At 68.2% G+C, this 24,507-nt stretch carries 23 protein-coding genes; 8 read left to right on the top strand and 15 right to left on the bottom strand.

Annotation, left to right across the window (positions count from 1 at the left end; genetic code table 11):
• Window positions 1–54: 54 nt before the first annotated feature.
• The 4 genes from pheT to ACIG5A_RS41750 form a co-directional block, all read right to left on the bottom strand.
• Window positions 55–2,556 (bottom strand): phenylalanine--tRNA ligase subunit beta, encoded by a 2,502-nt coding sequence (gene pheT, locus ACIG5A_RS41765; RefSeq protein WP_397250785.1) that lies wholly within the window; start codon window positions 2,554–2,556, stop codon window positions 55–57.
• Window positions 2,557–2,602: 46 nt separating this feature from the next.
• Window positions 2,603–3,676 carry a phenylalanine--tRNA ligase subunit alpha gene (gene pheS / locus ACIG5A_RS41760; protein ID WP_397250783.1) on the bottom strand — a complete coding sequence of 358 codons (1,074 nt, stop codon included), beginning with the start codon at window positions 3,674–3,676 and terminating at the stop codon, window positions 2,603–2,605.
• 184 nt (window positions 3,677–3,860) lie between these two features.
• On the bottom strand, window positions 3,861–4,259 hold the full coding sequence (locus tag ACIG5A_RS41755; protein WP_397250781.1) for a hypothetical protein: 399 nt from the start codon (window positions 4,257–4,259) through the stop codon (window positions 3,861–3,863).
• A 231-nt stretch (window positions 4,260–4,490) separates the two neighbouring features.
• Entirely contained in the window at window positions 4,491–5,915 is a 1,425-nt protein-coding gene (locus ACIG5A_RS41750; RefSeq protein WP_397250779.1) for a DHA2 family efflux MFS transporter permease subunit, read from the bottom strand.
• Between the two features lie 70 nt (window positions 5,916–5,985).
• On the opposite strand from ACIG5A_RS41750, the gene ACIG5A_RS41745 reads away from it, so the two are divergent.
• Window positions 5,986–6,567, top strand: a complete 582-nt coding sequence (locus tag ACIG5A_RS41745; protein ID WP_397250777.1) for a TetR/AcrR family transcriptional regulator — start codon at window positions 5,986–5,988, stop codon at window positions 6,565–6,567.
• A 160-nt stretch (window positions 6,568–6,727) separates the two neighbouring features.
• Here ACIG5A_RS41745 and ACIG5A_RS41740 read toward each other — a convergent pair whose 3' ends face one another.
• The gene (locus ACIG5A_RS41740; protein ID WP_397250775.1) at window positions 6,728–7,486 is read right to left on the bottom strand and encodes an SDR family NAD(P)-dependent oxidoreductase; all 759 of its coding nucleotides are present in this window, start codon (window positions 7,484–7,486) and stop codon (window positions 6,728–6,730) included.
• A gap of 244 nt (window positions 7,487–7,730) precedes the next feature.
• Here ACIG5A_RS41740 and ACIG5A_RS41735 point away from each other — a divergent pair, with 244 nt between their 5' ends.
• Entirely contained in the window at window positions 7,731–8,321 is a 591-nt protein-coding gene (locus ACIG5A_RS41735) for a DUF222 domain-containing protein (RefSeq protein WP_397250992.1), read from the top strand.
• 1 nt (window position 8,322) lies between these two features.
• Here the strand turns inward: ACIG5A_RS41735 and ACIG5A_RS41730 are convergent, their stop codons facing one another.
• The 6 genes from ACIG5A_RS41730 to infC form a co-directional block, all read right to left on the bottom strand.
• Entirely contained in the window at window positions 8,323–9,135 is an 813-nt protein-coding gene (locus tag ACIG5A_RS41730; protein ID WP_397250773.1) for a hypothetical protein, read from the bottom strand.
• 179 nt (window positions 9,136–9,314) lie between these two features.
• A complete protein-coding gene (locus tag ACIG5A_RS41725; RefSeq protein WP_397250771.1) occupies window positions 9,315–9,875 on the bottom strand; it encodes an EF-hand domain-containing protein in 561 nt (186 codons plus the stop codon).
• Between the two features lie 164 nt (window positions 9,876–10,039).
• Complete coding sequence (locus tag ACIG5A_RS41720; protein ID WP_397250769.1) at window positions 10,040–10,873, bottom strand: TrmH family RNA methyltransferase; 834 nt, start codon at window positions 10,871–10,873, stop codon at window positions 10,040–10,042.
• A gap of 12 nt (window positions 10,874–10,885) precedes the next feature.
• Window positions 10,886–11,266: a 50S ribosomal protein L20 gene (gene rplT / locus ACIG5A_RS41715; RefSeq protein WP_039797323.1), complete on the bottom strand. Its 381-nt coding sequence runs from the start codon at window positions 11,264–11,266 to the stop codon at window positions 10,886–10,888.
• A 97-nt stretch (window positions 11,267–11,363) separates the two neighbouring features.
• Complete coding sequence (rpmI, locus tag ACIG5A_RS41710) at window positions 11,364–11,558, bottom strand: 50S ribosomal protein L35 (protein ID WP_397250767.1); 195 nt, start codon at window positions 11,556–11,558, stop codon at window positions 11,364–11,366.
• Between the two features lie 58 nt (window positions 11,559–11,616).
• Window positions 11,617–12,261 carry a translation initiation factor IF-3 gene (infC, locus tag ACIG5A_RS41705; protein ID WP_397250990.1) on the bottom strand — a complete coding sequence of 215 codons (645 nt, stop codon included), beginning with the start codon at window positions 12,259–12,261 and terminating at the stop codon, window positions 11,617–11,619.
• Window positions 12,262–12,650: 389 nt separating this feature from the next.
• Between infC and ACIG5A_RS41700 the strand changes: the two genes are divergently transcribed.
• From ACIG5A_RS41700 to ACIG5A_RS41675, 6 genes are all read left to right on the top strand, one after another.
• The gene (locus ACIG5A_RS41700) at window positions 12,651–13,178 is read left to right on the top strand and encodes a DinB family protein (protein WP_397250765.1); all 528 of its coding nucleotides are present in this window, start codon (window positions 12,651–12,653) and stop codon (window positions 13,176–13,178) included.
• 5 nt (window positions 13,179–13,183) lie between these two features.
• Window positions 13,184–13,525 carry a DUF1844 domain-containing protein gene (locus ACIG5A_RS41695; RefSeq protein ID WP_397250763.1) on the top strand — a complete coding sequence of 114 codons (342 nt, stop codon included), beginning with the start codon at window positions 13,184–13,186 and terminating at the stop codon, window positions 13,523–13,525.
• 81 nt (window positions 13,526–13,606) lie between these two features.
• Window positions 13,607–14,317, top strand: coding sequence for an alpha/beta fold hydrolase (locus ACIG5A_RS41690; RefSeq protein WP_397250761.1), 711 nt, complete (start codon window positions 13,607–13,609; stop codon window positions 14,315–14,317).
• 69 nt (window positions 14,318–14,386) lie between these two features.
• Window positions 14,387–15,007 carry a TetR/AcrR family transcriptional regulator gene (locus ACIG5A_RS41685; RefSeq protein ID WP_397250759.1) on the top strand — a complete coding sequence of 207 codons (621 nt, stop codon included), beginning with the start codon at window positions 14,387–14,389 and terminating at the stop codon, window positions 15,005–15,007.
• Between the two features lie 51 nt (window positions 15,008–15,058).
• Window positions 15,059–16,594: an FAD-dependent monooxygenase gene (locus ACIG5A_RS41680; RefSeq protein ID WP_397250757.1), complete on the top strand. Its 1,536-nt coding sequence runs from the start codon at window positions 15,059–15,061 to the stop codon at window positions 16,592–16,594.
• A 75-nt stretch (window positions 16,595–16,669) separates the two neighbouring features.
• A complete protein-coding gene (locus ACIG5A_RS41675) occupies window positions 16,670–17,377 on the top strand; it encodes an alpha/beta fold hydrolase (RefSeq protein ID WP_397250755.1) in 708 nt (235 codons plus the stop codon).
• 46 nt (window positions 17,378–17,423) lie between these two features.
• Here ACIG5A_RS41675 and uvrA read toward each other — a convergent pair whose 3' ends face one another.
• From uvrA to ACIG5A_RS41655, 4 genes are all read right to left on the bottom strand, one after another.
• Window positions 17,424–20,459, bottom strand: coding sequence for an excinuclease ABC subunit UvrA (uvrA, locus tag ACIG5A_RS41670; protein ID WP_397250753.1), 3,036 nt, complete (start codon window positions 20,457–20,459; stop codon window positions 17,424–17,426).
• A 154-nt stretch (window positions 20,460–20,613) separates the two neighbouring features.
• The gene (locus ACIG5A_RS41665) at window positions 20,614–20,994 is read right to left on the bottom strand and encodes a hypothetical protein (protein ID WP_397250751.1); all 381 of its coding nucleotides are present in this window, start codon (window positions 20,992–20,994) and stop codon (window positions 20,614–20,616) included.
• 62 nt (window positions 20,995–21,056) lie between these two features.
• Complete coding sequence (locus ACIG5A_RS41660; RefSeq protein WP_397250749.1) at window positions 21,057–23,159, bottom strand: glycogen debranching N-terminal domain-containing protein; 2,103 nt, start codon at window positions 23,157–23,159, stop codon at window positions 21,057–21,059.
• Window positions 23,156–24,208: a glycosyltransferase gene (locus ACIG5A_RS41655; RefSeq protein ID WP_397250747.1), complete on the bottom strand. Its 1,053-nt coding sequence runs from the start codon at window positions 24,206–24,208 to the stop codon at window positions 23,156–23,158. The genes ACIG5A_RS41660 and ACIG5A_RS41655 overlap by 4 nt, the downstream gene beginning before the upstream one ends.
• Window positions 24,209–24,507 lie beyond the last annotated feature (299 nt).

Here is a 24,507-nt window from a genome sequence, read left to right as displayed (position 1 = left end):
AGATCCGGCCCTAGCCATGCCGCGAAAGACCGGATCGCCAAGCGACACAACCGATCAGGAACGCAGCACCGCGCCGACCGATGCCGCCGCAGCCGCGACCGCGGCATCGCGGGCCGCGCTGGCCTCGTCCTCGGTGAGCGTGCGGTCCGTCGCACGGAAGCGCAACGCGTAGGTGAGCGACTTGCGCCCCTCGCCCGCCTGCGCACCCTCGTACACGTCGAACAGTGCGATGTCCTCCAGCAGTTCGCCGCCGCCGGAGCGCAGCGCGGTCTCCACCGAGGCCGCCGGGATGGTCTTCTCGACACTCACCGACACGTCCTGCAGCACCGCGGGGAACGGCGAAACCACTGGCACGGGCCGGGATTCACGCAGCGGCAGCGCGTCGAGATCGAGTTCGACGGCGCAGGTGCGCGGCGGCAGGCCCGCGCGCTCCAGCACCGCGGGATGCAGCTCGCCCGCGTACCCGACGACGACGCCGTCGACCACGAGCTGTGCGCAGCGGCCGGGGTGCCACGGCAGGTAGGCGGCGGCCCTGCGCTCGATCGTCACGCCCGCCGCGTCGGCGACCGCGTCGACGAGCGCGAACGCGTCGGCGGCCTCGGCCTGACGGCCAGGACCCCACGGTCCGCGCGGGTCGCGGCGACCGGTGAGCACCACGCCGACGTGCACCGGCTGGTGCGGCAGCGAGTCGAGCAGCTCGGCGATCTGCGCGTCGGTCGGCCTGCGATCGACCGGAAGCGCCTCGACCGCACGGACATTCGGGCCGGGGAGGACGACCTGCGCGATGCTGTAGACCGTGATATCGCGGGCGCCGCGCGAGATATTGCGCGCGGCCACCTCGAACAGGCCGGGCAGCAGCGTGGTCGCCAGCTCAGGACGCTCGGCGTCCAACGGGTTCAGCACCCGGGTGGTGCCCCGGCGCGGATCGTCGGCGTCCAGGCCCCAGGTGTCGAAGACGCCCGCGGGCAGGAACAGCGGCGAGGGCACCTCGACACAGCCCTCGAACGCCAGCGCCCGGCTCACCGCGCGGCGGCGGCGCTGAGTGGCGGTCAGGCCGCGCCCGGCCGGTGCGGTCGGGATGATCGACGGGATCTGCTCCAGGCCTTCCAGCCGCAGCACCTCCTCGACCAGGTCGGCGGGCTGCGCCAGGTCGGGCCGCCAGCTCGGCGGGGTGACAACCAGCTGACCGTGACCGGTCGCGCTGACGTCCACCTCCACGTGGCAGCCGATCTGCGCGAGGCGCCGGGCCGAGGTGCCCGTCGGGTAGGACACACCGGCCACCCGATCGGCCAGGTCGATATCGATGCGGATCGGCGCGGCGGGTTCGATCGGCACGCGGATGTCGGTGACCGCGGATTCCACGGTGCCCCCGGCGATTTCGGCGAGCAGGGTGGCCGCGCGATCGAGCGCGGCGAGGTTGATCTCGGGATCGACGACGCGCTCGTAGCGCTTGCCCGCCTCGGAGACCAGCTTGTGCCTGCGCGCGGTCCGGTAGACGAGCAGCGGATTCCAGATGGCCGCTTCCAGCACGATATCGGTGGAGTCCGGGCCGACCTCGGTGCTCGCGCCGCCCATCACACCGGCCAGCGAGATCACGCCGGACTCGTCGGCGATCACCACATCCTCGGCGTCCAGCGTCCGCTCGACCTCGTCGAGGGTGCGCAGCGTTTCGCCCTTGTTGGCGGTGCGCACCACCAGCGCGCCGGTCAGCTTGCTCGCGTCGAAGGCGTGCAGCGGCTGGCCGAGTTCGAGCATCACGTAGTTGGTGACGTCGACCGCGGGCGAGATCGGGCGCACACCCGAGAGCAGCAGCCTGCGCTGCAGCCACCAGGGGCTCACGGCCTTCGGATCGATACCGGTGACCCGTCGCGCACCGAACCGGGTGCACTTCGAGGACGGCTCGACGCGGATCTGCCACGCGTCGGCCTCGGCATCGGGCAGCGTACGCACCGCGGGATCGGCGTACTCGAGGTCGAAGCCGCAGGCCAGCTCGCGCGCCAGGCCGCGCACCGAGAAGCAGTAGCCGCGGTCCGGGGTGATGTTCAGCTCGATCACGGTGTCGTCGAGGCCGAGCAGTTCGTTCGCGTCGGCGCCGGGTTCCGCCGTGCCCGGTTCGAGCACCAGGATGCCCGAATGATCCTTGCCGATACCGAGTTCGGCGACCGAGCAGATCATGCCGTTGGAGGTGTGCCCGTAGGTCTTGCGCGAGGCGATCTCGAAACCACCGGGCAGCACACCGCCCGGCAGCACGACGACGACCAGGTCACCGACGGCGAAATTGCGTGCGCCGCAGACGATCTCCTGCAGCTCCGGATTACCGACGTCGACCTTGCAGAACCGGATCGGCTTCTTGAACTCGGTCAGCTCGGTGATCTCGGCGACCCGCCCGACCACCAGCGGCTCGGGGATCGAACCGGTGACGCGTTGGAGCTTGTCGACCTCTTCGACCTCCAGCCCGACCCGAACGAACCCGGCGTCGAGTTCCTCCGGCGTCACCGACCACTCGGGGGTGGTGCGCCGGATGATGTCGGTCAGCCAGGACTGGGCTACTCGCACTTGACGTTTCGCTCTCTCGATCGAAGGGTTCTGGAATGGCCCGAGCTCAGGACCGGACGCCGAACGGCAGGGTGAAGCGCACGTCGCCCTCCACGATGTCGCGCATATCCGGGATGCCGTTGCGGAACTGGAGGGTGCGTTCCAGGCCCATGCCGAACGCGAACCCGCTGTACACCTCGGGATCGATCCCGCTGGCGATCAGCACTTTCGGGTTCACCATGCCGCAGCCGCCCCACTCGACCCAGCCCGCGCCGCCCTTCTTGTCCGGGAACCACACGTCGACCTCGGCGGATGGCTCGGTGAACGGAAAGTAGTTGGGGCGCATCCGCGTCCGGGTATCCGGCCCGAACAGCGCGCGGGCGAACGCGTCCAGCGTGCCGCGCAGGTGCGCCATGGTCAGGCCCTTGTCCACCGCGAGGCCCTCGACCTGGGAGAAGACCGGGGTGTGCGTGGCGTCGAGCTCATCGGTGCGGAAGGTGCGGCCGGGGCACACCACATAGATCGGCACCTCGCGCTCGAGCATCGAGCGCACCTGCACCGGGGAGGTGTGCGTGCGCAGCACCTGCCGCGAACCCTCCGGGGCGATGTGGAAGGTGTCCTGCATGGTGCGGGCCGGGTGGTCGGGCAGGAAGTTCAGCGCGTCGAAGTTGAAGTGCTCGGTCTCGACCTCGGGACCCTCGGCGACCTCCCAGCCCATCGCGACGAATACGTCGGCGATCTGCTCGGAGATGACGGTGATGGGGTGGCGCGCGCCGACCGCGGTGCGCCGGGCGGGCAGCGTCACATCGATGGTCTCGGCGACGAGTACCGCGGCATCGCGCTCGGCGAGCAGCACGGCGCGCCGCGATTCGAACGCCTCGGACACCCTGGCCCGCGCGACGTTGACCCGCTTGCCCGCGTCGGCCTTCTCCTCCTTGGGCAGCGTGCCGAGCGCGCGCTGCGCGAGCGCCAGCGCCGCCTTGCCACCGAGGTGCTCGGTCTTGGCGACCGCGAGCGCGTCCAGATCCGCGGCCGCGGCGAACGCCTTCTCGGCCTCCGCCGCCGCGGCGGCCAGCGCCGATTCGGTCAGCGAGGCGCCGGGTTCGGCGGCATCGTTGAGAACGCTCTCGTTGTCGGCCACGATGGTTCGTCTCTCCCCTGGGGATCGGTTCGCGGGCACGGCGGCAGCACCGGCCCACATTGCTGCTGGTGGAATCCTATGGGATGCGCTGACGGCTATTCACTCGGATTACCGCTGTGGCGCCCTTCGGCGGTGTGCTAGCGCCGGATCGCCCTTCCGGCCCAGGCCAGCGGTTCGCCCGCGGTCAGAACCGGAACGGCCCCAGCCAGCGACGCGCGGAACGCGTGCACAGCAGGGCGACAACGGCGCCGGAGACGCCGCCGACAACAGCCACTTGACGCCAGTCGGTGTCATCGGTGAACAGGCCGCTCGCCGCCGTGAGGAGCAGCGGCAGCTGCACCACGATCGCCACCCCGCGCCACAGCCCCCAGTGCTGTCCCGCGAACAGCCCGGCGCCCGCGACGAATACCGCGAGGCCGAAGAGCGCGGCCCAGGCGACCTCGAAGCCGATCCGCGAGGTGATGCCGACCTGGATCGCGGCAAGCGTCACCAGCGCCGCGCCCTCGAAGGCGACCAACCCGCCTGCGACCCGCAGCGTGACAGGGACACGTCCACGTATCTCGTCCTCGCCGTCGGCAGTCACGAGCCGAGTCTACGTAAGGGCCAACTACCCGCATCATCGCAGGTCGCAGCCGTGCCCCATGACCAAAGGCCGCGCACCCCCGAGTACAGCCCGCACCAAGTCTCGGCGGAGCACCCGGAAGATGTGTGGCCCGGAGTCGAGCGCGACACCGTGGGGCAGATGCACGGCATCGGCTTCAGCGCCGAACCCCGGCGAGCGGCGCACGCCGAGGTATGCGCGCGTTTCGCGGTGTCAGTTTTCCGCGATGATCGAGCGCGGCAGCCACAGCGAGAGCACCGCGCCGACCGCCACGATCGCGGCTCCGACCCGGATCGCGGGGACCAGGCCGTCGACGAAGCTCTGCGGGCCGGCGTAGGAGCCGTGCGAGGCGAAGATCGACGCCAGCACCGTGACACCCATCGCAACACCGACCTCGCGGATGGTGCTGTTGGTGCCCGAGGCCATCGCCCGATCCTGGTCGGTGGCGCTGGCCATCACGACGGTGGCGCCCGGCGCGAAGGTCAGCCCCATGCCGATGCCGCCGAGCACGAACGGGCCGAGATAGGCGAAGAAGCCCGCGTCGACCGTGGTGACCGCCGCCATCCAGGCCAGTGCGACCGCGAGCAGCGCCTGTCCGGCGGTGAGCAGCGTGCGAGCGCCGACGCGGTCGATGACCAGGCCGGCGAGCGGCGCGACCACCATCGGCGCCAGCGTCCACGGCAACGTGCGCAGACTCGACGCCAGCGCCGAATAACCCTGCACCACTTGGAAATACTGGGCGAGCAGGAAGATCGAACCGAAGACGCCGACCGCGAAGGTGAAGCCGGTCGCATTGCTCACCCGGAAGGCCCGCGAACGGAACAGGCGCAGCGGCAGCATCGGATCCGGTGTGCGCAGCTCCCAGACGATCAGCGCGGCGAGCAGCGCCGCACCACCGATCAGCGCGCTCACCACGCCCACCGAGGTCCAGCCGTCGTCGGCGCCGTGGATGACACCCCACACCACCGCGAGCACACCGCCCGCCGCGAGCACCAGCCCGAGCGGATCCAATCGCCTACTGGCGCTGCGTGATTCGGTCAGCACCCGGGCCGCGAACGGCAGTACCGCCAGCCCGATCGGCACGTTCAGCCAGAAGATCCACTGCCAGCTCAGCCCGTTCACCACGGCGCCGCCGACCACGGGCCCCACCGCGACGCCGAGGCCGGTGATCCCGCCCCAGATGCCGATCGCGGCGCTGCGCATCCTTTCCGGCACCGCGGCCGAGAGCAGCGTCAGCGCCAGCGGCATCACCGCGGCCGCGCCGAATCCCTGAATCGCCCTGGCGGCGATCAACATCCACGGTGCGGTGGCCAGTGCGCAGGCCGCCGAGGCGAGGGTGAACAGCGCGATACCGGCCAGGAATATCCGCCGCCTGCCGAGCCGGTCGCCGAGGGCGGCCGCGGTGAGCAGGAGCGAGGCGAACGCGAGCGTATAGGCGTTGACGAACCACTGCAGATCCTGCAGCGAGGCGCCGAGTTCGGCGCGGATGTTCGGCAGCGCGAAGGTCACCACGAGGTTGTCGAGCGTGACCATGAAGGTCGGGATGCCGACGGCGGCGAGCACAGCGGCGAACAGTCGGGCAGGACGGGGCGAGGTTTCGTGAGCGACCGTCGAGGACGCGTCGAGGGTGTCGGTCATGTCAACCTTAGTTGTAATCGACTGATAACTAGTGTCCCAAACAGTATGCATCGACTGATAACATGTCAAGATGGCCAGCTCGACCCGAACCAGGATGACCGCCACCGAGCGCAGCGAGGAGGTGCTCCGCGCGGCCGTCGACGCCTTCGCCGAATCCGGTTACGCCGCGACGAAAACCGATGAGATCGCACGCCGCGCGGGAGTATCGCAGCCCTACGTGATCCGGCTGTTCGGCAGCAAACAGCAGCTGTTCATCGCCGCCATGCACCAGGTCTGCGACCGGATCGAGCAGATCTTCCGCGCGGCCGCCACCGCGATCGCCCCCGGCACGGCGCCCTCGGACGCGCTACGCGTCATCGGCGGCGGCTTCAACCAATTCCTCGCCGAACGAGAACTCCTGCTCGTCTTCATGCACGGCATGGCCGCCGCGAGCGCCGAACCGGTCATCGGCGACGACGTCCGCGCCCGCTTCGGCGCCCTCTACGCCCTCGTCGACGAATTGACCGGCGCCCCAACCGAAGAACGCCGCCGCTTCTTCGCCTCCGGCATGCTCCTCATGATCATGACCGCCATGCGAGTCGCGGGCCCGGACGCCATCCCTACCCCCTGGGCAACGGAAATGCTCGAAGACCTAACCGCACACGGCGATTGATCGGGACGCCATCGAGTCCGGCCCATTCGCCGAGCACAGTCAAATGGCCCTGCGACACACTACAATTCGGGGCCATTCGACTGCGCTCGACCGATCCCGACGACCTCTCGGGGGTGGTGCCCGCAGCAGGATCGGCGGCGCTGCTTCCCTGAAGGCTCGGCTACACCAGCAGCCGCCCGCCGTCGACGGTGATGATTTCTCCGGTGACCCAGGAGCTCGCGGGCTCGGCCAGCCTGGTGATCCAGGAAGTGATGTCGGCGACGCCGCCGATCCGGCCCGCCGGCACGGTCGCCGCGTAGCCCTCGCGCCATTCGCTGATCCGGTCCGGCGTGACACCGCCGACGCCGAGGATGTCGGTCTCCACGTTGCCCGGCGCGACGCCGTTGACGCGAATCCCCTTCGGCGCCAATTCCACCGCCCAGCTGCGGATCAGGCTATCCACGGCGGCCTTGCTCGCCGCGTACACAGAATGCCCGGGCGCCGCGAGCCGCGACGAAATACTGGACACCACAACGACGCTCGCGCCGGGCGAGGTGAACAGCGGCAACAGCCGCCCGGTCAGCAGCACCGGCCCGACCACATTGATCTCCAACTGACGCCGCACCTCGTCGGCGTTCAGGTCGTCGAGCGGGATCTCGGCGAAGACTCCGGCGTTGTGCACCAGCACATCCAGCTGTCCGCCCCGCTCGGCCACCGCCGCCGCGACAGCCTCCGCACCTTCGGGCCGCGTCACATCGGCCACCACCGGCACCAGCGCCGGATGCTCGGCAGCCGCCTGCGCCAACGGTTCCGCTCGCCTGCCGGTAATGATCACACTCGCCGCGCCCTGTTCGGCGAACGCCAGCGCCGCCGCCCGCCCGATCCCCGTCCCGCCCCCGGTGACAACCACAACCTGATCTGCGAAAACCTTGCTGGACAACGTTTCTTCTCCGATCCGCGGCCGCGCCCATCGCAGCTGACCTCGAGAACCAACAGCCAGGACCCCCCGCCAATTCCACCGCGCGCCGAGATTTCGGTGTAGCCACGTCACGGCGGAGGCGAGCGAGCGCGACGTCCTACCTCGACCCCGACGGCCGGTTGAGCACCCACACAGACCGCCAGCGCATGCGCGGCATCACCCTGGGCCACGAACGCTCCGGCGGAATGTCGCCGATCAAGGCGAAATCACCCCGCAACTAGGCGCACTACTCGACCCCTGCATCGCGAAACTGGGCCGCCCCGGCATGAACAACCCCGACGATCCCCAAAGCCCACGCGGGGAGGGCGAACACATCGACCCCGATATCTTGGCCGCCGCCGCCAAGCGTGACACCCGTTCAGCGGCCCAACGCACCCACGACGCACTGCTGGCACTACTGGCCCCCGGTGTGTCCCCGGAAAACCTTGGAACCCACCGCGGTTTACCCGTCTCGGCGATCATCACCATGGGCATCGACCAGCTCGAAAACGCCGCCGGAGTCGCCACCACCGCCACCGGCGGGACGGTCCCCATCGAAGACGCCATCGCCGCGACCGCGAAACCGTACCTGGCGATCATCGACCGACAAGGTATGCCACTACATTTCGCGCAAGGCAAACGGCTGGCCTCACCCGCACAACGGCTGGCGTTGTTCGCCGCCCTACGCGGCTGCACCCGGCCACAACGAATCCAGACACGGCCTGATATGCCGAGCAATAGCGCAACTACGCGCCCGGCATCCCAGGCTGACCGGAATCCCGGAAGATGCCAGTCGGAATCAAGCAGCACCGGGTAGCTCACCGAGCGACGACGACTCTCAACGGTAGCTCCTGGCTGCCGGATCGCAGATCGTGCTCGATCCCTTCAGGATTGGTGAGCCAACCGTCCGGGTCATAGATCAGCGCAAGTACTGCACGACAATCCGGGTGCCGACGGTAACGCGCCATATCGATGATCAGCTCATCGCCGATCTCCTTGTCCCGCAACCCCCGGCGGGTCATCTTCGTCTCGACCATGATGCCGTGCGCCCGGAGATAGAAGTCCACCCTACTGTTCGCCCCGCCATAACTCGGCACGTACTCTTCCGACCGGACATCGCCGTAATGCAGCCGGAGCACCGCTTCGACCAATGGTTGCAGGTCAAATTCGGTTTCGACCGATACCTGGATGTTCGAGCGCTTGCTCATCTGCATCGTCCGCACAAACTGCGCGAAGTTCTGGAGCATCGCTTCCAACTCGTCGAACACCACGACCGCCGGATTCATGGTCGCGAAGTCGAGGGCTACGAGTACCTCCCGTTGTGTCGCGACGCGTCGCCGATAGCAGTGCTCATAGCTGAACTGCCACTTGAAGAGCACATTGCGGCGCAGCGGCTCCGCGAGGAAGCTGCGCACGCCAGGGAAGAGGGTTGTTCCCTCGTACGCGCCGACGAACTTCGCGCGGGTACCATCACCAGGCAGTATGCGCAGACAGCTCTTGTACCAGGTGCGGTACGAATCCCGTAGCGCCTCAACCTCTTGCGCCGCCGATGGATCGTCAACCAAGGACTGCCAGCCTGCGGGCACACCTTCGAGAGCACGCGATTGCTCGATGAGTCCTTCGATGGTCACGGTGGATCCCGATGACATCTCGTCGCCTTCTCATCCGTTCCGGTTTCCCCGAATGCTAGGCAACGTGTCCGACAGCAACCTCGGCTTCCGACCGATCGAAGGGGCGATCCGCCATCGAATCTCGCTCCTTGGCGCCGGAATCGTCCGGTCAACTCGGCATCGAACAACCTGTGCAGTGCTCAGCCGGGGAGTTTGCCGAGGAGCCAGCTGCCGGGGCCGTCGGGGTTCTCGTCGAAGTAGTAGTCGTGGATGGCGTGGAGGAGGTCTTGGGTGGTGATGTAGCCGTCGTTGTCGGTGTCGAGGCGGTGGTGGATGTCGCGGGCGTCGGTGGCGGGCAGGTGCATGAGGGCGCCGGTCCAGCGGACGTGGTCGTCGGCGGTCAGTTTGCCGTCGTGGTCGGTGTCGGCGATGGCCGTGATCGCTTCCAGGAACGGGCGATAGCCCTGCTCGAACGTCGCCTCGGTGACCAGGAGGCCCTCGGCGAAGGCGTCCTTGTATTCGGCCAGGTCGATCGCGTGGTCGACATTGACGTCGGCCGCGGACGCCAAGCGGGCCCAGAGGCGGTTGCTCAGTTCCAGAAGCTGTTGCGCGGCAGGCGAATCCGGATCGTGGCCGAACTCGGCGGCGAGGGCTCGCGCCGAGCCGTCGAAATCGCCGCGCTGGATCCGGCCGTCGCCGTCGAAATCGAATGTCTCGAACCGCCGCTCGAGTTTGCGCGCCAAGAAGTCACTGATTTCCATGACCGAATTGTCTGCCGGTCCGGAATCCGCCGCGCCGAGAATCCTCACTCGGCCCGGCAAATGCTCTTGCCCGCCTTCGCGCGCACGGTACGGCCTGCACGTGCCCGATCGAGCCCGCGAAGATGACAAACCGCGCGAAACGAACCAGCGCAACCGGATCCCGGTCAGGAAGACGTGCGCGCGTAGCGGATGCGGGAGTTGGCGTAGAGGCAGATGGCCGCGGCGGTGGCCAGGTTGAGACTTTCCGCGCGACCGCGGATGGGGATGCGGATGCGGTGATCCGCGCGGGCGGCGACGGCGGGGGCAAGGCCGTGTGCCTCGTTACCGAACAGCCAGGCTACCGGCCCGGTGAACAGGTCATCGGCGTCGTCCAGCTCGATTTCGCCGTCGGCGGCGGTGGCGAGCAGGGTAATGCCCGCTGCCGCAATCGAATCCAGGGTCTCGCCGACATCGCGGCCGCGCACGACGGGCACATGGAACAGGCTGCCCGCGCTTGCCCGGACACATTTGCCGTTGTGCGGGTCGACGGTCTCCCCCGCCAGCACCACGCCGTCGGCGCCGACCGAATCCGCGACGCGAATCAGCGTGCCCGCGTTACCCGGCTCGGCGATTTCGACCGGCACGGCCAGCATCCGCGGGCGGGCGTCGAGCACCGAATCCAGCGGCACATCGAGCAGGTCGCAGACCGCGACGAGCCCTGGCGCGGTGACGGTTTCGCCGAGCTGCTGCGCGGCACGGTCGCTCACCAGCGTGGTGCGCACCCCGGCGCCGACGGCGCTCGCGACCAGTTCATGCGCACGCACCGCACCCTCGGCGGAATAGAACAGCTCACGCACACGGCCGGTATCCAGCGCGGCGGCCACCGAATTCGCGCCCTCGGCGAGGAACTGGCCGGTTTTGCGGCGCTGCGCGCCGCGATGGAGCTTGACAGCGGAAACGACCCGCGGATTGCGCTCGCTGAGCGCTTCCGCGGGTCGTTCCGAATGCTGTGTCGTCACGCAGTCTCGGGCTCAGGCGGCCGGAGCGTTGACGTCCTGCGGCAGAGCGGCCTTGGCCACCGCGACCAGGCCGGCGAACGCCTCGGCGTCGGAGACGGCGAGCTCGGCGAGGATCTTGCGGTCCACCTCGACACCGGCGGCCTTCAGGCCCTGGATGAAGCGGTTGTAGGTGATGTCGTTGATGCGCGCCGCGGCGTTGATGCGGGCGATCCACAGCTTGCGGAAGTCACCCTTGCGCGCCCGGCGGTCCCGGTAGGCGTAGGTGAGCGAGTGCAGCTGCTGTTCCTTGGCCTTGCGGTACAGCCGCGAGCGCTGGCCGCGGTAGCCCTTGGAGGCCTCGAGGATGGAACGGCGCTTCTTCTGAGCGTTGACAGCCCTTTTGACGCGTGCCACTGGTCAGTCCTTGTCGTAATGGGGGCGCGAGCGGCGCCCGGGTTGGTCGGTTATCGGCGTCCGAAATTCGGATCGCGGTGCTGCGAGAAAAGGTCTCTCAGAGACCCAGCAGCCTCTTGACGCGAGGGACGTCGACGGCCGCGACCGCCTCCGTGCCGTCCAGACGACGAGTCCGGCGGGTGGACTTGTGCTCGAGCAGGTGGCGACGGTTCGCCTGCTGACGCAGCAGCTTGCCGCGGCCCGACACCTTGAATCGCTTCGAGGCGCCGCTGTGGCTCTTCATCTTCGGCATGGATTCCTCTATCTGTCTCGTACCGGTGGCTCTCGCGAACCACCGGTGTCTGTCGGTATTACTGCGGGTCGGCCGGAGCCGTCTCCGCGGCGGGGGTGGCCGGCTCCGCGGCGGCAGGCGCGGCGGGCTGCTCGGGAGCAGACTGCTGCGGCCGGGCCGTCGACTCCTGCTGAGCCTTCACCCGCGTCTTCGCACCCTTGTGGGGAGCGAGGACCATGGTCATATTCCGGCCGTCCTGCTTGGCCGAAGTTTCCACGAAACCCAGGTCGGCGACGTCAGCGGCGAGCCGCTGCAGCAACCGGTAGCCCAGTTCGGGTCGCGACTGCTCACGTCCGCGGAACATGATCGTCACCTTGACCTTCGACCCGGCCTCGAGGAAGCGCATCACGTGGCCCCTCTTGGTCGCGTAATCGTGGTCGTCGATCTTCGGGCGGAGCTTCTGCTCCTTGATCACGGTCTGGACCTGGTTCTTCCGGGACTCACGCGCCTTCTGCGCCGTCTCGTACTTGAACTTGCCGTAGTCCATGATCTTGCAGACCGGCGGACGGGCATCCGGGGCAACCTCGACGAGGTCGAGATCCGCCTCCATGGCGACGCGTAGTGCATCTTCAACACGCACGATCCCAACCTGCTCGCCGCCAGGTCCGATGAGTCGGACCTCGGGAACACGGATGCGATCGTTGATGCGGGTCTCAGTGCTGATGGGGCCTCCTAGGTCAAGCGGTGTCGTCATAACGACCGCACGCAATAACTGCAACCCCTGTTCAACACGAAGGCCCCGGTGCGGTATTCCGCCACGGGGCCCGATGTCGACCGGTCAACGCCCACGAGGCGCACCCTCGTGTTCGACCTCGCACGCCGGTTCTCCGAAGAGAACCCTCGCACAAGAAACCCGCCCCCGAGAGGGCGGGTGACCGGGACCGTTGCCCTGTACGATCGCTCGTCGGTAACGGTGGGAGTCGGGCTCCACTTATGTGCCCCGATGAATCCCGGGGCGGTCGTCAGCGGAAAGTCTAGCATTGCCTTCGGCTATGACCGAATCGGGTCGAAACTCGCTTGCTCCCGCCCCGTCCGCCTGCCACGCTCGCCCGCGTGTCCACCTCCCGCCGCGACCTGCTCCGCTGGCAGTTCGACCTGACCTGGTCGCTCACCGAGATCCACCTCGACGCCCTGCGCCCGGACGAGTTCCTCTGGGAACCCGCACCGCTCACCTGGACGGTACGCCCCGATGCCGAGGGGGTGTGGTGGCCGGATTGGGCCGAGACCGAACCCGATCCCATCCCTGTCCCGACCATCGGCTGGCTCACCTGGCATATCGGCTGGTGGTGGGGCGCCGCCGTGCGCGATATCGAGGGCAAGCCCCCACTCGCCAGGGAGCGAGTGCCGTGGCCCGGTGACGGTGCGGCGGCTATCACCTGGCTGCGCGACCTGCGCGCGGAATGGGTGCGCGCGCTCGATGAACTCACCGAGACCGACCTCGATCGCCCCTCCGCCCACCCGTGGCCCGCCGACGCCGGGCTGACCGTCGCGCATCTGGCGGGGTGGGTGAACGCGGAGCTGATGAAGAATGTCGCCGAGATCGGCCAGGTGCGGCTGCTGCGGGCGGCATCGCTAGCCTGATGGGCATGACTGAAGAGCTCGACACCTCCGTGCGCGAACTGGCCGACATTCCCGCGGTAGAGGTGATCAGCCGTGCCGCGGTGATGCTGATGAGTTCGGCGGCGGAGAAGCTCGGGCTCGCCGACGAGGATCCGGACAACAGCCCCCGCCGCGATCTCGACGAGGCCCGCCGCGTCATCACCGCGCTGGCCGGCCTGGTCACCGCCTCGGTGGAGTACCTCGGCCCGCATGCCGGTCCGATCCGCGAGGGCTTGCAGTCGCTGCAGCGCGCGTTCCGCGAATCGTCGGCCCACCCGGACGAGCCGGGCAAGGGCCCCGGCGAGAAGTACACCGGTCCCGTCTTCTAAAGGGGGCCCACGCACGCGGGGTGCGGCGTTATTGCGCCGAATCACCAACGGCGGCAAGCGATCGGTGGAAATATCCGTCTCGTGACGACGCCGATCCTGCTCGTGCCAGGCTTCTGGCTCGGCGCATGGGCTTGGGACGAGGTCGCCGCCGAGCTGCGCGGACGTGGCGACGAGGTATACGCGCACACCCCGCGCGGGGTGGATCCGGCGGACCCGGAACGGCTTTCGGTGACGTTGGCAGAGCAGGCGATGGGGATCGTCGAGGCGATACCGGCGGGGCGGCGGGCGGTGCTGGTGGCGCACAGCGGGGCGGGGGTCACCGGATATCTGGCGACGGATCTGGCGCCCGGACGGTTCGAGCGGGTCGTCTATGTCGATACCGCGCCCGCGCATGAGGGGTTCGCGGTCAATCCCGGACTGGATCCGGCGCTGCGCGAATGGGAACTGCCGCAGTGGTCGGAGTTCGCGGCCAGCGGCGCGAGCCTGGACGGCCTCGACGACGCGGCACTTGCGCGGTTTCGCGCGCGGGCGATATCGGAGCCCGCCACCATCGCGGCGGCGCCGCTGCGGCTGAGCGACAGGACCGCACGCCTCGCGATCCCGTCGACGGTGATCTGCTGTAGCTTCAGCGCCGATTACGCCAGGCAGCAACGGGATTCGGCGGATCGCACGATGTTCGACGAGCTGAATCCGGTGGACGCCGACTACGCCGATCTGCCGACCGGGCACTGGCCGATGTTCTCCCGGCCGAAGGAACTCGCCGAGCTCATCCACACGCTCGCCCATCCCTGATCCAGGCGGCCAAAAACTTTCCCACTGGGAAACGTTGCCCAATGGGCAACTTTTACCTACGCTGGTGTCATGCCAGAGGAACCGACGCTCGGCCTGCGGGAACGCAAGAAGCTCGACACCCGCAAGGCGCTGAGCGATGCGGCGCTCGAGCTCGCCTTCGAACGCGGCATGGACAACGTCACCCGTGAGGACATCGCCGCCCGTGCGGGCGTCTCGGTACGCACCTTCAACAACTACTTCGCCGGCAAGCACGAGGCGCTGGCCTACCGGCAGCTCGAGCGCATGCGTCGCACACTGACCGCGTTGCGAGCGCGTCCGGCCGCGGAACCGATCTGGACGGCGATCACCGCGGCCGTCTTCGAGGTGCTCGAGGCCGACGGCGCCGGTCTCGCACCACCGAATCCCGAACAGCTACAGGAGATTCGCAAAGTGTCCAGTGCGGCCGAGATACGCGCAGCGGTGTCGAAGGATGCGTCCAGCGACTGGGTCGAGGCGATCGCCGAGCGCACCGGCACCGATCCGCGCCACGACATCTACCCGCGCCTGGTCGCGGGCGCGGTCGGTGCCGTCTACGAGGCCGCTATGGACGCCTACATGCACGCCGACCCGCCGGTCTTGATCACCACGCTGCTGCGCCGCGGCTTCGACGCGGTGATCGCCGGACTACCTGATCCGTCGGCCGGTCGCTGACCAGCCACTCCCCCAACGGGATTCGCAACCATAAATCGAGGTGTATTCGTCATGCCCGAAATATCTACCGACGTAGTCATTTCCGGTGCCGGACCGAACGGGCTCATGCTCGCGTGTGAGCTGGCCCTGGCTGGGGTGCGGCCGATCGTGCTGGAACGACTCGCCGGGCCGAGCCCCGAGCCGAAGGCGAACGGCCTTGTCGGTCAGTTGATCCGGTTGCTGGACATGCGGGGGCTGTATCACGAATTCGGCGGCGCGCCCGGCGCTCCTCAGCCGATACCGGCGTACATCTTCAGCGGGCTGCCGGTGTCCTTCGCCGCGATGCCGGACAATCCGATGTATGCGCTATTCCTGCCGCAGCCCCGGCTCGTCGCCCTGCTGGACAAGCGCGCCCGCGGGCTCGGCGTCGACATCCGGTGGGGCCATGAGCTGACCGACTTCGCCCAGCACAGGACCGGTGTCGATATCACCGTACGCGGACCCGACGGAACCTACGCCATCACCGGCGCCTTCCTGATCGGCGCCGACGGCGGAAAGAGCTTCGTACGCAAGCGATCCGGCATCGAGTTCCCTGGCAGCACCACGAATGGCCTCGCCAGGATCGCGCACGTCCATCTGCCCGAGGAATTCCGGACCACGGACGGAACCACCTTCGACATTCCCGGGTTCGGCCCGCTTCCGTTCGGGCACAACCGTTTCGACACCGGCATGTTCGCCTTCGCCGAACTCGAACGCGGCAGGCCGATACTCGCGACAACGGAGTTCGACGGCGATCCCGTGGCCGAAGACGTGCCGATGACGCTCGACGAACTGCGCCACAGCCTGCGGCGGGTGCTCGGCGTCGAGGTGCCGATCGAGCCGCCGCGTGGGCCGGGCCCACATGCGCTGCGCCGGATGGATGCCGTCAACACCAGGCAGGCGGAGCGCTACCGTGACGGAAGAGTCCTCCTTGTCGGCGATGCCGCGCATGTGCACTCCGCGATGGGTGGGCCAGGCCTGAACCTCGGCATGCAGGATGTCGGCAACCTCGGCTGGAAACTCGCGGCGCAGGTAAACGGCTGGGCGCCACTGGGATTGCTCGATACCTATCACTCGGAGCGGTATCCGGTCGGCGAACGCGTCATGACGAGCTCACTGACTCAATCCGCGCTCATGCGACCGGGGCCGGAAGCGGCCGCCGCGCGCGAACTCTTCGCCGAACTGCTCAGGACGCCGACGGGCGCCGCCCACATCGCCCACCTGCTCGCCGGTTCCGATACCCGCTACGACATCGGCGACGATCATCCGCTGTCCGGGCGGATGGTGCCCGATCATCAGGTAGTCACCCCGGACGGGTCGAGGCGGGTCGCCGAACTGCTGCGCGCGGCGCGTCCCGTCCTGCTCGACTACACCGGCCGCGCCGCCGATCCCGCCGCGGGCTGGCGCGACCGCGTCGACGTGGTCACCGCGACCAGCCCCGGCGCACCGGCCGCGGCGATACTCGTCCGCCCGGACGGCTATGTGGCCTGGGCGGCGGACGAGCTCGGCGACGACGATGCCGTCCGGCTCCTTGCGGCGCTGACCCGCTGGTTCGGCGCGGCGCGCTGACCCGAGACGTATTGTGCGAGTTGCCATCCCGTCACCCGATCAGGACGCTTGACCAACTTGTGCCATGCTCTAGCGATGGCACGGTTACTCCTGGCTCCTGGATTCTGGCTCGGCGCGTGGGCGTGGGATGAGGTCGCGGATGTGCTCCGCGCGCACGGCGACGAGGTGCGGGCGCTGACCCTGCCCGGCCTCGACCCGGACGACGAGAACCGGCTGGACGCGACCCTATCGATGCAGGCACAGGCGATCGTCGACGCGGTCCCCGCGGACGAGACCGTGGTACTCGTCTCGCACTCCGGCGGCGGCGCGTGCGCCTACATGGCGACCGACCTTGCGCCGGAACGGTTCTCGCACTCGATCTATGTCGACACCTCACCGCTACCGAACGGCTTCGTGATCAATTCCGCCCTCGATCTCGCGGTGCGCGAATATCCGCTGCCGGATTGGCCACAGCTCGAGGCCGAGGGGAACAGCCTCGACGGGCTCGGCGAGGCGATGCTCGCGGCGTTCAAGGAGCGCGCGGTCTCGGAGCCGACCGGTATCGCGGGCGGACCGCTGGAGCTGAGCGACCGCACGGCGCGCCTATCCGTCCCGACGACCATCATTTGCAACAGCTTCACCGCCGAAATGGTGGTGAAACTGCGGGACGCGGGCGAACTTCCGATGTTCAGCGAACTCGCGCGGATCGATGCGGAGTACATCGACCTGCCGACCGGGCACTGGCCGATGTGGTCCAAGCCGAAGGAACTCGCCGACCTGATCCACACCGTCGCCAACCGCTGACCGCAGCGCGGCCGCCCCGGAAGTCCAAGGGCGGCCACACTATCGGCTAGCGCAGCGCGGCGGCCTTCTTCGACAGCCGCTTGGCCGCGACGCTCGCCTTCGCCGCCGGATCCGTCTTCGCCACGGCGGTATTCGCCGCCTTCGCCGGAGCCTTCTTGGCCGCGGTCTTCTTCGCCGCCGCCTTGGTCGCCGCGGTCTTGCTCACCGCCGCCTTCTTCGGCGCGGCGGGCTGGGCGAGCACCTCGCGCAGGAACTGCCCGGTGTAGCTGTCCGCCACCTCGGCGACATCCTCCGGCGTGCCCTCGGCCACCACGGTGCCACCGCCGGAACCACCCTCCGGCCCCATATCGATCACCCAGTCGGAGGTCTTGATGACGTCCAGGTTGTGCTCGATGACGATGACCGTATTGCCCTTGTCCACCAGCCCGTTGATCACCTTCAGCAACTTGCGGATGTCCTCGAAGTGCAGACCCGTCGTCGGCTCGTCGAGGATGTACACGGTGCGGCCGGTCGAGCGCTTCTGCAGTTCGGCCGACAGCTTCACCCGCTGCGCCTCACCGCCCGACAGGGTCGGCGCGCTCTGCCCGAGGCGCACATAGCCGAGGCCGACATCGACGAGCGTCTTCAGGTACCGATGGATCGAGCTGATCGGCTCGAAGAATTCGGCGCCCTCCTCGATCGACATGTCGAGCACCTCGGCGATGGTCTTGCCCTTGTAGTGCACCTCCAAGGTTTCCCGGTTGTACCTGGCGCCGTGGCACACCTCGCACGGCACATACACATCGGGCAGGAAGTTCATCTCGATCTTCAGCGTGCCGTCACCCGAGCACGCCTCGCAGCGGCCGCCCTTCACGTTGAAGGAGAACCGGCCCGGCTGATAGCCGCGCACCTTGGCCTCGGTGGTGGCCGCGAACAGGGTGCGGATCTTGTCGAAAACACCGGTGTAGGTGGCGGGATTCGAGCGCGGCGTGCGCCCGATCGGCGACTGGTCGACCTGCACCAGCTTGTCCAGATTGTCGAGGCCGTTGATCCTGGTGTGCCTGCCCGGCACCTGCCGCGCGCCGTTGAGCTTGTTCGCGAGCACCGTCGCCAGGATGTCGTTGACCAGCGTCGACTTGCCGGAACCCGAGACGCCGGTGACCGAGGTGAGCACGCCGAGCGGGAAGCCGATGTCGATGTTCTTCAGGTTGTGCTCGTTCGCGCCGACCACGGTGAGCTGGCGCTTCTTGTTGATCGGGCGGCGCACCATCGGCACCTCGATCCGCTCCCGGCCCGAAAGATAGGCGCCGGTCAGTGAATTCGGGTCGGTGAGCAGTTCCTGATACGGGCCGCTGTGCACCACCTGGCCGCCGTGCTCGCCCGCGTACGGGCCGATGTCGACCACCCAGTCCGAGGCGCGGATGGTGTCCTCGTCGTGTTCGACGACGATCAGAGTATTGCCGAGATTGCGCAGCCTGGTGAGTGTTTCGATGAGCCGCCGGTTGTCGCGCTGGTGCAGGCCGATGGACGGCTCGTCCAGCACGTAGAGCACGCCGACCAGGCCGGAGCCGATCTGGGTGGCGAGCCGGATGCGTTGCGCCTCACCGCCGGACAGCGTGGCCGCGGCCCGGCCGAGGCTCAGATACTGCAGGCCGACGTCGAGCAGGAAGCCGAGGCGCGCCTGTACCTCCTTGAGCACCTGCCCGGCGATGGCGGCCTCGCGGTCGCCGAGGGTGAGCGAGTTCAGGAACGCCGAGCATTCCCCGATGGACAGGTCGCTGACCTCGGCGATCGACTTGCGCTCACCACCCGCGGCGATGGTGACGGCCAGGATCTCCGGGCGCAGCCGCGCGCCGTTGCACACCGGGCACGGCACATCGCGCATATACCCGTCGTAGTGCTCCTTCATCTGCTCGGATTCGGTGCTCTCCATCCGCCGCTGCAGGAACGGCATCACGCCCTCGAAATCGGCGTAGTACGAACGCTTCCTGCCGTACCGGTTGGTGTAGGAGACGTGCACCTGATCCGAGCTGCCCTCGAGCACGGCCTTGCGCGCCTTGAGCGGCAGGTCCTGCCACGGCGTATCCATCGAGAAGCCGACGGCCTCGGCCAGCCCGGACAGCAGCCTGGTGAAATATTCGGCGGTCTGGCCGCGCGACCACGGCGCGATGGCGCCCTCGGCCAGGCTCAGCTCCGGATCCGGCACGACCAGATCCGGGTCGACCTCCTTGCGGATGCCGAGGCCGGTGCAGTCGGGGCAGGCGCCGTAGGGCGAGTTGAACGAGAACGACCTCGGCTCGAGATCCTCGATATCGAGCGGATGGCCGTTCGGGCAGGCCAGGCGCTCGGAGAAGCGGCGCTCCCGATCGTGCGCGTGCTCGTCGCGATCGACGAAGTCGAGCACCACGATCCCGTCGGCCAGCCGCAGCGCGGTCTCGATCGAATCCGTCAGGCGCTGTTTGGAACCGGGCTTGACGGCGAGGCGGTCCACCACCACCTCGACATCGTGCTTCTCCTGCTTCTTCAGTTTCGGCGGATCGGTCAGCGGGTACACCACGCCGTCGACCCGGACCCTGGAGTAGCCCTGGGTGTTCAACTGGTCGAACAGGTCGACGAATTCGCCCTTGCGGGTACGCACCACCGGCGCGAGCACCTGGAATTTGATGCCGGGCTCCATGGCGAGCACCTGGTCGACGATCTGCTGCGGCGTCTGCTTGGCGATCAGCTCGCCACAGACCGGGCAGTGCGGCGTACCCGCGCGCGCGTAGAGCAGGCGCAGATAGTCGTACACCTCGGTGATGGTGCCGACGGTCGAGCGCGGGTTGCGGTTGGTCGACTTCTGGTCGATCGACACCGCGGGCGAGAGTCCCTCGATGAAGTCGACGTCCGGCTTGTCCATCTGCCCGAGGAACTGCCTGGCGTACGCGGACAGCGATTCGACGTAGCGCCGCTGGCCCTCGGCGAAGATCGTGTCGAACGCGAGGCTCGATTTACCGGAGCCCGATAGCCCGGTGAACACGATGAGACTGTCGCGGGGCAGGTCGAGGTCGACCCCCTTCAGGTTGTGCTCCCTCGCTCCGCGCACAGTGAGGCGTTCCGCCACCAGGTGAGTCCCTTCTCGATCGTGTTCAGCATGCCGACATGGCCCCCGCCCGTCATGCTAGGCCCGACCACCGACAAGTTCGGCCGAGCACCCACCACCTGCGTAAACAATGGGCGCCCGGCGAACGGACTCGAATCGGACCAGCCGGACCGGCTCAGGCGGGCTCGCCTCCCATCTTGCCGGTCAACAGCGCGGTGATCTGCCGCATTCCGGCGTGCAGGGTCGCAAAGCCCTGGCGCATTTCACTCTCCAGCGACGTGAATCGCAGGTCCAGTTCGGCGAAACCGCGATCCACCTCGGTGCGGAGTCCATCAAGCTTCTGACCGTGTTCGATCTGCGTCTCCCGTAGCGCGTTCATCGAACCCTGATGTGCGCGCAACGTGGCACGCACATCAGAGACGTCTCGGTCGGCCCCCTGGGCCAGCACCTGCGCCGTGGCAGCGTCCCGGCACGCCTCCACCGTGTTCCGGCGCAGGCCCGCGACCTCCCCTTCCAACGCGGTGACCCGCGCTTCGAGCTCCTTGTCATTCCCCATGTGACGAGGCTATCGAAGCACTCCGACAACTTCGACTGTCATCCGAAGCGTCGCGGTTCGCCTCAGTGCTCGGGTCGGCGCAGGTCGCCGGACAATCCCTGGACATGCCAGCCGTTGTTGTCGATGGTGACGGTCAGCACATCCGAGCCGACGCGCAACCCGCTGACCCGCAACGGCTGATAGCGCTCCGGGACCACCGGCGCGACCGAGAGCACGCCCTCGGGCACGCTCGGCTCCAGCCGCAGCAGCGTGCGCAGGAACAGCAGCGGTGCGGCGGAGGCCCATGCCTGCGGCGAGCACGAGGTCGGATACGGCACCGGCGCGTCGAATTCCCCTCGATCGAAACCGCAGTAGAGCTCGGGCAGCCGATGCCCGAACCGGGTCGACGCGTCGAGCACCGCGTCGATCACCCTGGTGGCGTGCGAGGTGAACCCGTAGCGCATCAGCCCGGCGGCGCAGAAGGCGTTATCGTGCGGCCACACCGATCCGTTGTGATAGCTGACCGGGTTGTACGCGCCCATCGAGGTGGCCAGCGTGCGGATACCCCAGCCGCTGAACATCTCCGGCGACAGCAGGTGATCGGCGACCCGCGCGGCCTTGTCGTCGTCGACGATGCCGGTCCACAGGCAGTGCCCGATATTGGAGGTGAGCGCGTCGATCGGCCGTTTGTCCTTGTCGAGCCCGATCGCGAACCAGCCCTTGTCCGGCAGCCAAAATGCCTGATTGAACGCGGCTTTCAGCTTGGCGGCCTTGGCGCGCCAGCCCTCTGCCGCGGCGTGATCACCGACGCCGGCGGCGAGCGCGGCCCTGGCCAGATAGGCCGCGTATACATAGCCCTGCACCTCGGCCAGCGCGATCGGCGCCTCGGGCATGGTGCCGTCGGCGAAGTTCACGCCGTCCCAGGAGTCCTTCCAGCCCTGGTTGGCCAGCCCGTGTTCGGCGGCGCGCGCGTATTCGACGAAGCCGTCGCCGTCCGCGTCGCCGTACCGCTCGATCCACTCCAGCGCGCGGTCGGCGTGCGGCAGCAGCTGATCGCGGGTGCTCGCATCCAGCCCCCAGCGGTGCAGCTCACCGAGCAGCATCACGAAAAGCGGTGTGGCGTCGGCGGTTCCGTAGTAGGCGGTATCACCGCCGAGCAGCAGCGTCGCGGCACGGCCGAACCGCACCTCGTGCGGAATCCGGCCGGGCTGCTCCTCGGTGGCCACCCGCTCCCGTGTTCCTTGCAGCCCGGCCAGGCTCTGCAGTGTGCCGACGGCGAGCCGCCGGTCCAGCGGCAGCACCATCCACGAGGTGAGCAGCGAGTCGCGGCCGAACAGCGCCATGAACCACGGCGCACCGGCGGCGACCACCGCGCGCTCCGGATGGTCGGGATCGAAGATGCGCAGCGCGCCGAGGTCGACAACCGTGCGCTGCAGCGCCGCGGCGAATGTCTCGTCCTCGGTGTGCACCGTCGGTGAATTCTCGTACCACTCGCGCAGCCGCTGCGCGGGCGCACTGCGGCTGACCGGTGTGCCGCAGGGATAGCGCGGCGTGCCCGCCAACGAGCCGAGCGCGGGCAGGTACTCGACGCACGCGTTCCACACGCCACGCGCGGCAAGCTGCACTTGCCAGCGCAGTTCGCGCCCCGACGCCTTCGCCTCGGAGCCGCTGACGGTGACCGCGAGATCCAGTTCGGGGCGGCCGATCTCGATCGCGCCGCCGAGCGCCGAGGCGGTGGTGACCACACCCTCGCCGGTGCGCCCCTCCTTCACCTCGAACAGGTCGGCGAAGTCGGCGTCCACCTCGAGCACCACGGTGCAGCCCATCGGTTCACCGGACAGGTTGCGGATGGTGAGGTCCTCGCGCATGCCCTCGCCGACGTGCCTGCCGACGATCACCAGCGCGGTGCTGTCCGCCCGCCCCGCGTGCGGCGGGGTGCGGGCGAGCAGCGTCGCACTGTAGGGGTCGGCGTATTGGACGGTCAGCGGTTGCGGCTCGAGGCCGTCAACGGTCAGCCGCCAATGCGAGAGCACCCTGGTATCGCGAACGAACAAGCCCTCCGGGCGATTCGGGCTGATGGCGCCGCCGGTCTCGCTGATGCAGAAGGTCGAGCCCTCCACCAGCGTGACCCCGGCGCCGACCGCCTGCGGGCCACCCGGCTCGCCATCGCCCCACGGCGTTGTCATGAAACCGGAGCGGGCACAGCGGCCCGGTTCATCCGCTCACCCGTCAGAATTTTGCGATACAGCCGCTCGTGATCACGAGCCATGCGTAGCCTTCCGAAGTTTCGTTCCGCCGAGGTGCGGCATGCCTGCCGGTCGATCGTATCCACTTGGTCGAGCGCGTCGACCATAGCATCGACATCCCGGCAAAGGAATCCGGTCCTTCCATGGTCCACGATCTCCGGCGCCGCGCCATTGGGGAAGGCCAGAACCGGTGTGCCGCAGGCCAATGCCTCCGCCATGACCAAACCGAACGGTTCGGGCCATTCGATCGGATTGATCAGCGCATCCGCGTGCCTGACCAGTTCCACCCGCGGCGCGAGCGGTTCCTCCCTCGGCTCCGGATCGTCGGGACCCATCAGCGGGCGGACCCGCTCGTTGTAGTAGCTCCGCTCCTCCGGTTCACGAATCTTGGTGATCATCACCAGCTTCCGGCGCGCGAGGCGGGCCACCTGGACCGCGCGGTGCACCCCTTTCTCGGGGTTCATCCGCCCGACGAACACGACATATCCGCCACCGCCCGGTCCGTATTTGTAGGCGGACAGGTCGATACCGTGCGGGATCACCGCCGAGATGGGCACGGTGCCCGCGGCCCGGTGCTGTGCGTGCGAGATCGCGACGATGTGCGAGTGCCGCGCCATCGAGCGGAACAGCTCCTGCCGCATCGGGGTGAACGGGCCGTGATTGGTCACCACCACCGGCGGACCGTCCGCGCCCGCACCGATGAACGGGCCGAGCGAGGTGTGGTCGTGGATGATGTCCATCCCGGCGAAGGCGTCGTACGCCGCCAGGACGTGCATCAATTCCGCTTCCCCGACACCGATTTGAGGCGTCGGGTGTTCGAACAGGTGGTAGCGGCGCACCGGGCAGGTGGAGTCACCCACCGTGAACAGGTGTACGTCGTGGCCGAGTACGGCCAGACCTTCGGCGAGATTTCCGACGACCGCCTCGGTGCCACCGTAGGCGGGTGGGGGTACCGGAACCCAGGGCGGGACGATCAACCCGATCTTCATCGGCGCTGCTCGCCGACGGCGTCATCCCAGGTCTCGTCTAGTTGGCGGTCTAGCGGTGGAGGTCCCCATTGCGCGCCACATCCATTGCAGCGCGGCAGGTCTCGGGTGTCATAATTGCGAACCGCAATCGATCCACAACCGGGACAGGTTTGCGATGAGCCGAAGATGGTGCCGAAATTCAAGGTAGCTGAATATGTCATGGTCCGAGGACTCTCATGCATGGGCCCGTTCGGCCCCAATGCCACAAAGCCCTCTCTGGTCGACTTCATTGCAATCATACTCGGAACCTCCTTGGCCAC

It is taken from the genome of Nocardia sp. NPDC052566 (assembly GCF_044547285.1).
Classification (GTDB): Bacteria; Actinomycetota; Actinomycetes; order Mycobacteriales; family Mycobacteriaceae; genus Nocardia.
Note: the sequence above shows the minus strand (reverse complement) of the source record. Positions and strands in the feature narration are given on the sequence as shown.

What these genes read in the sequence shown, in the direction of transcription:
- ACIG5A_RS41685 (WP_397250759.1), top strand. Translation starts at nt 14,387, where the DNA reads ATGCCAGAGGAACCGACGCTCGGCCTGCGGGAACGCAAGAAGCTCGAC.
- ACIG5A_RS41675 (WP_397250755.1), top strand. Translation starts at nt 16,670, where the DNA reads ATGGCACGGTTACTCCTGGCTCCTGGATTCTGGCTCGGCGCGTGGGCG.
- ACIG5A_RS41725 (WP_397250771.1), bottom strand. Translation starts at nt 9,875, where the DNA reads ATGGAAATCAGTGACTTCTTGGCGCGCAAACTCGAGCGGCGGTTCGAG.
- ACIG5A_RS41655 (WP_397250747.1), bottom strand. Translation starts at nt 24,208, where the DNA reads ATGAAGATCGGGTTGATCGTCCCGCCCTGGGTTCCGGTACCCCCACCC.
- ACIG5A_RS41680 (WP_397250757.1), top strand. Translation starts at nt 15,059, where the DNA reads ATGCCCGAAATATCTACCGACGTAGTCATTTCCGGTGCCGGACCGAAC.
- ACIG5A_RS41750 (WP_397250779.1), bottom strand. Translation starts at nt 5,915, where the DNA reads ATGACCGACACCCTCGACGCGTCCTCGACGGTCGCTCACGAAACCTCG.
- ACIG5A_RS41660 (WP_397250749.1), bottom strand. Translation starts at nt 23,159, where the DNA reads ATGACAACGCCGTGGGGCGATGGCGAGCCGGGTGGCCCGCAGGCGGTC.
- rpmI (WP_397250767.1), bottom strand. Translation starts at nt 11,558, where the DNA reads ATGCCGAAGATGAAGAGCCACAGCGGCGCCTCGAAGCGATTCAAGGTG.
- ACIG5A_RS41695 (WP_397250763.1), top strand. Translation starts at nt 13,184, where the DNA reads ATGACTGAAGAGCTCGACACCTCCGTGCGCGAACTGGCCGACATTCCC.
- ACIG5A_RS41665 (WP_397250751.1), bottom strand. Translation starts at nt 20,994, where the DNA reads ATGGGGAATGACAAGGAGCTCGAAGCGCGGGTCACCGCGTTGGAAGGG.
- ACIG5A_RS41745 (WP_397250777.1), top strand. Translation starts at nt 5,986, where the DNA reads ATGGCCAGCTCGACCCGAACCAGGATGACCGCCACCGAGCGCAGCGAG.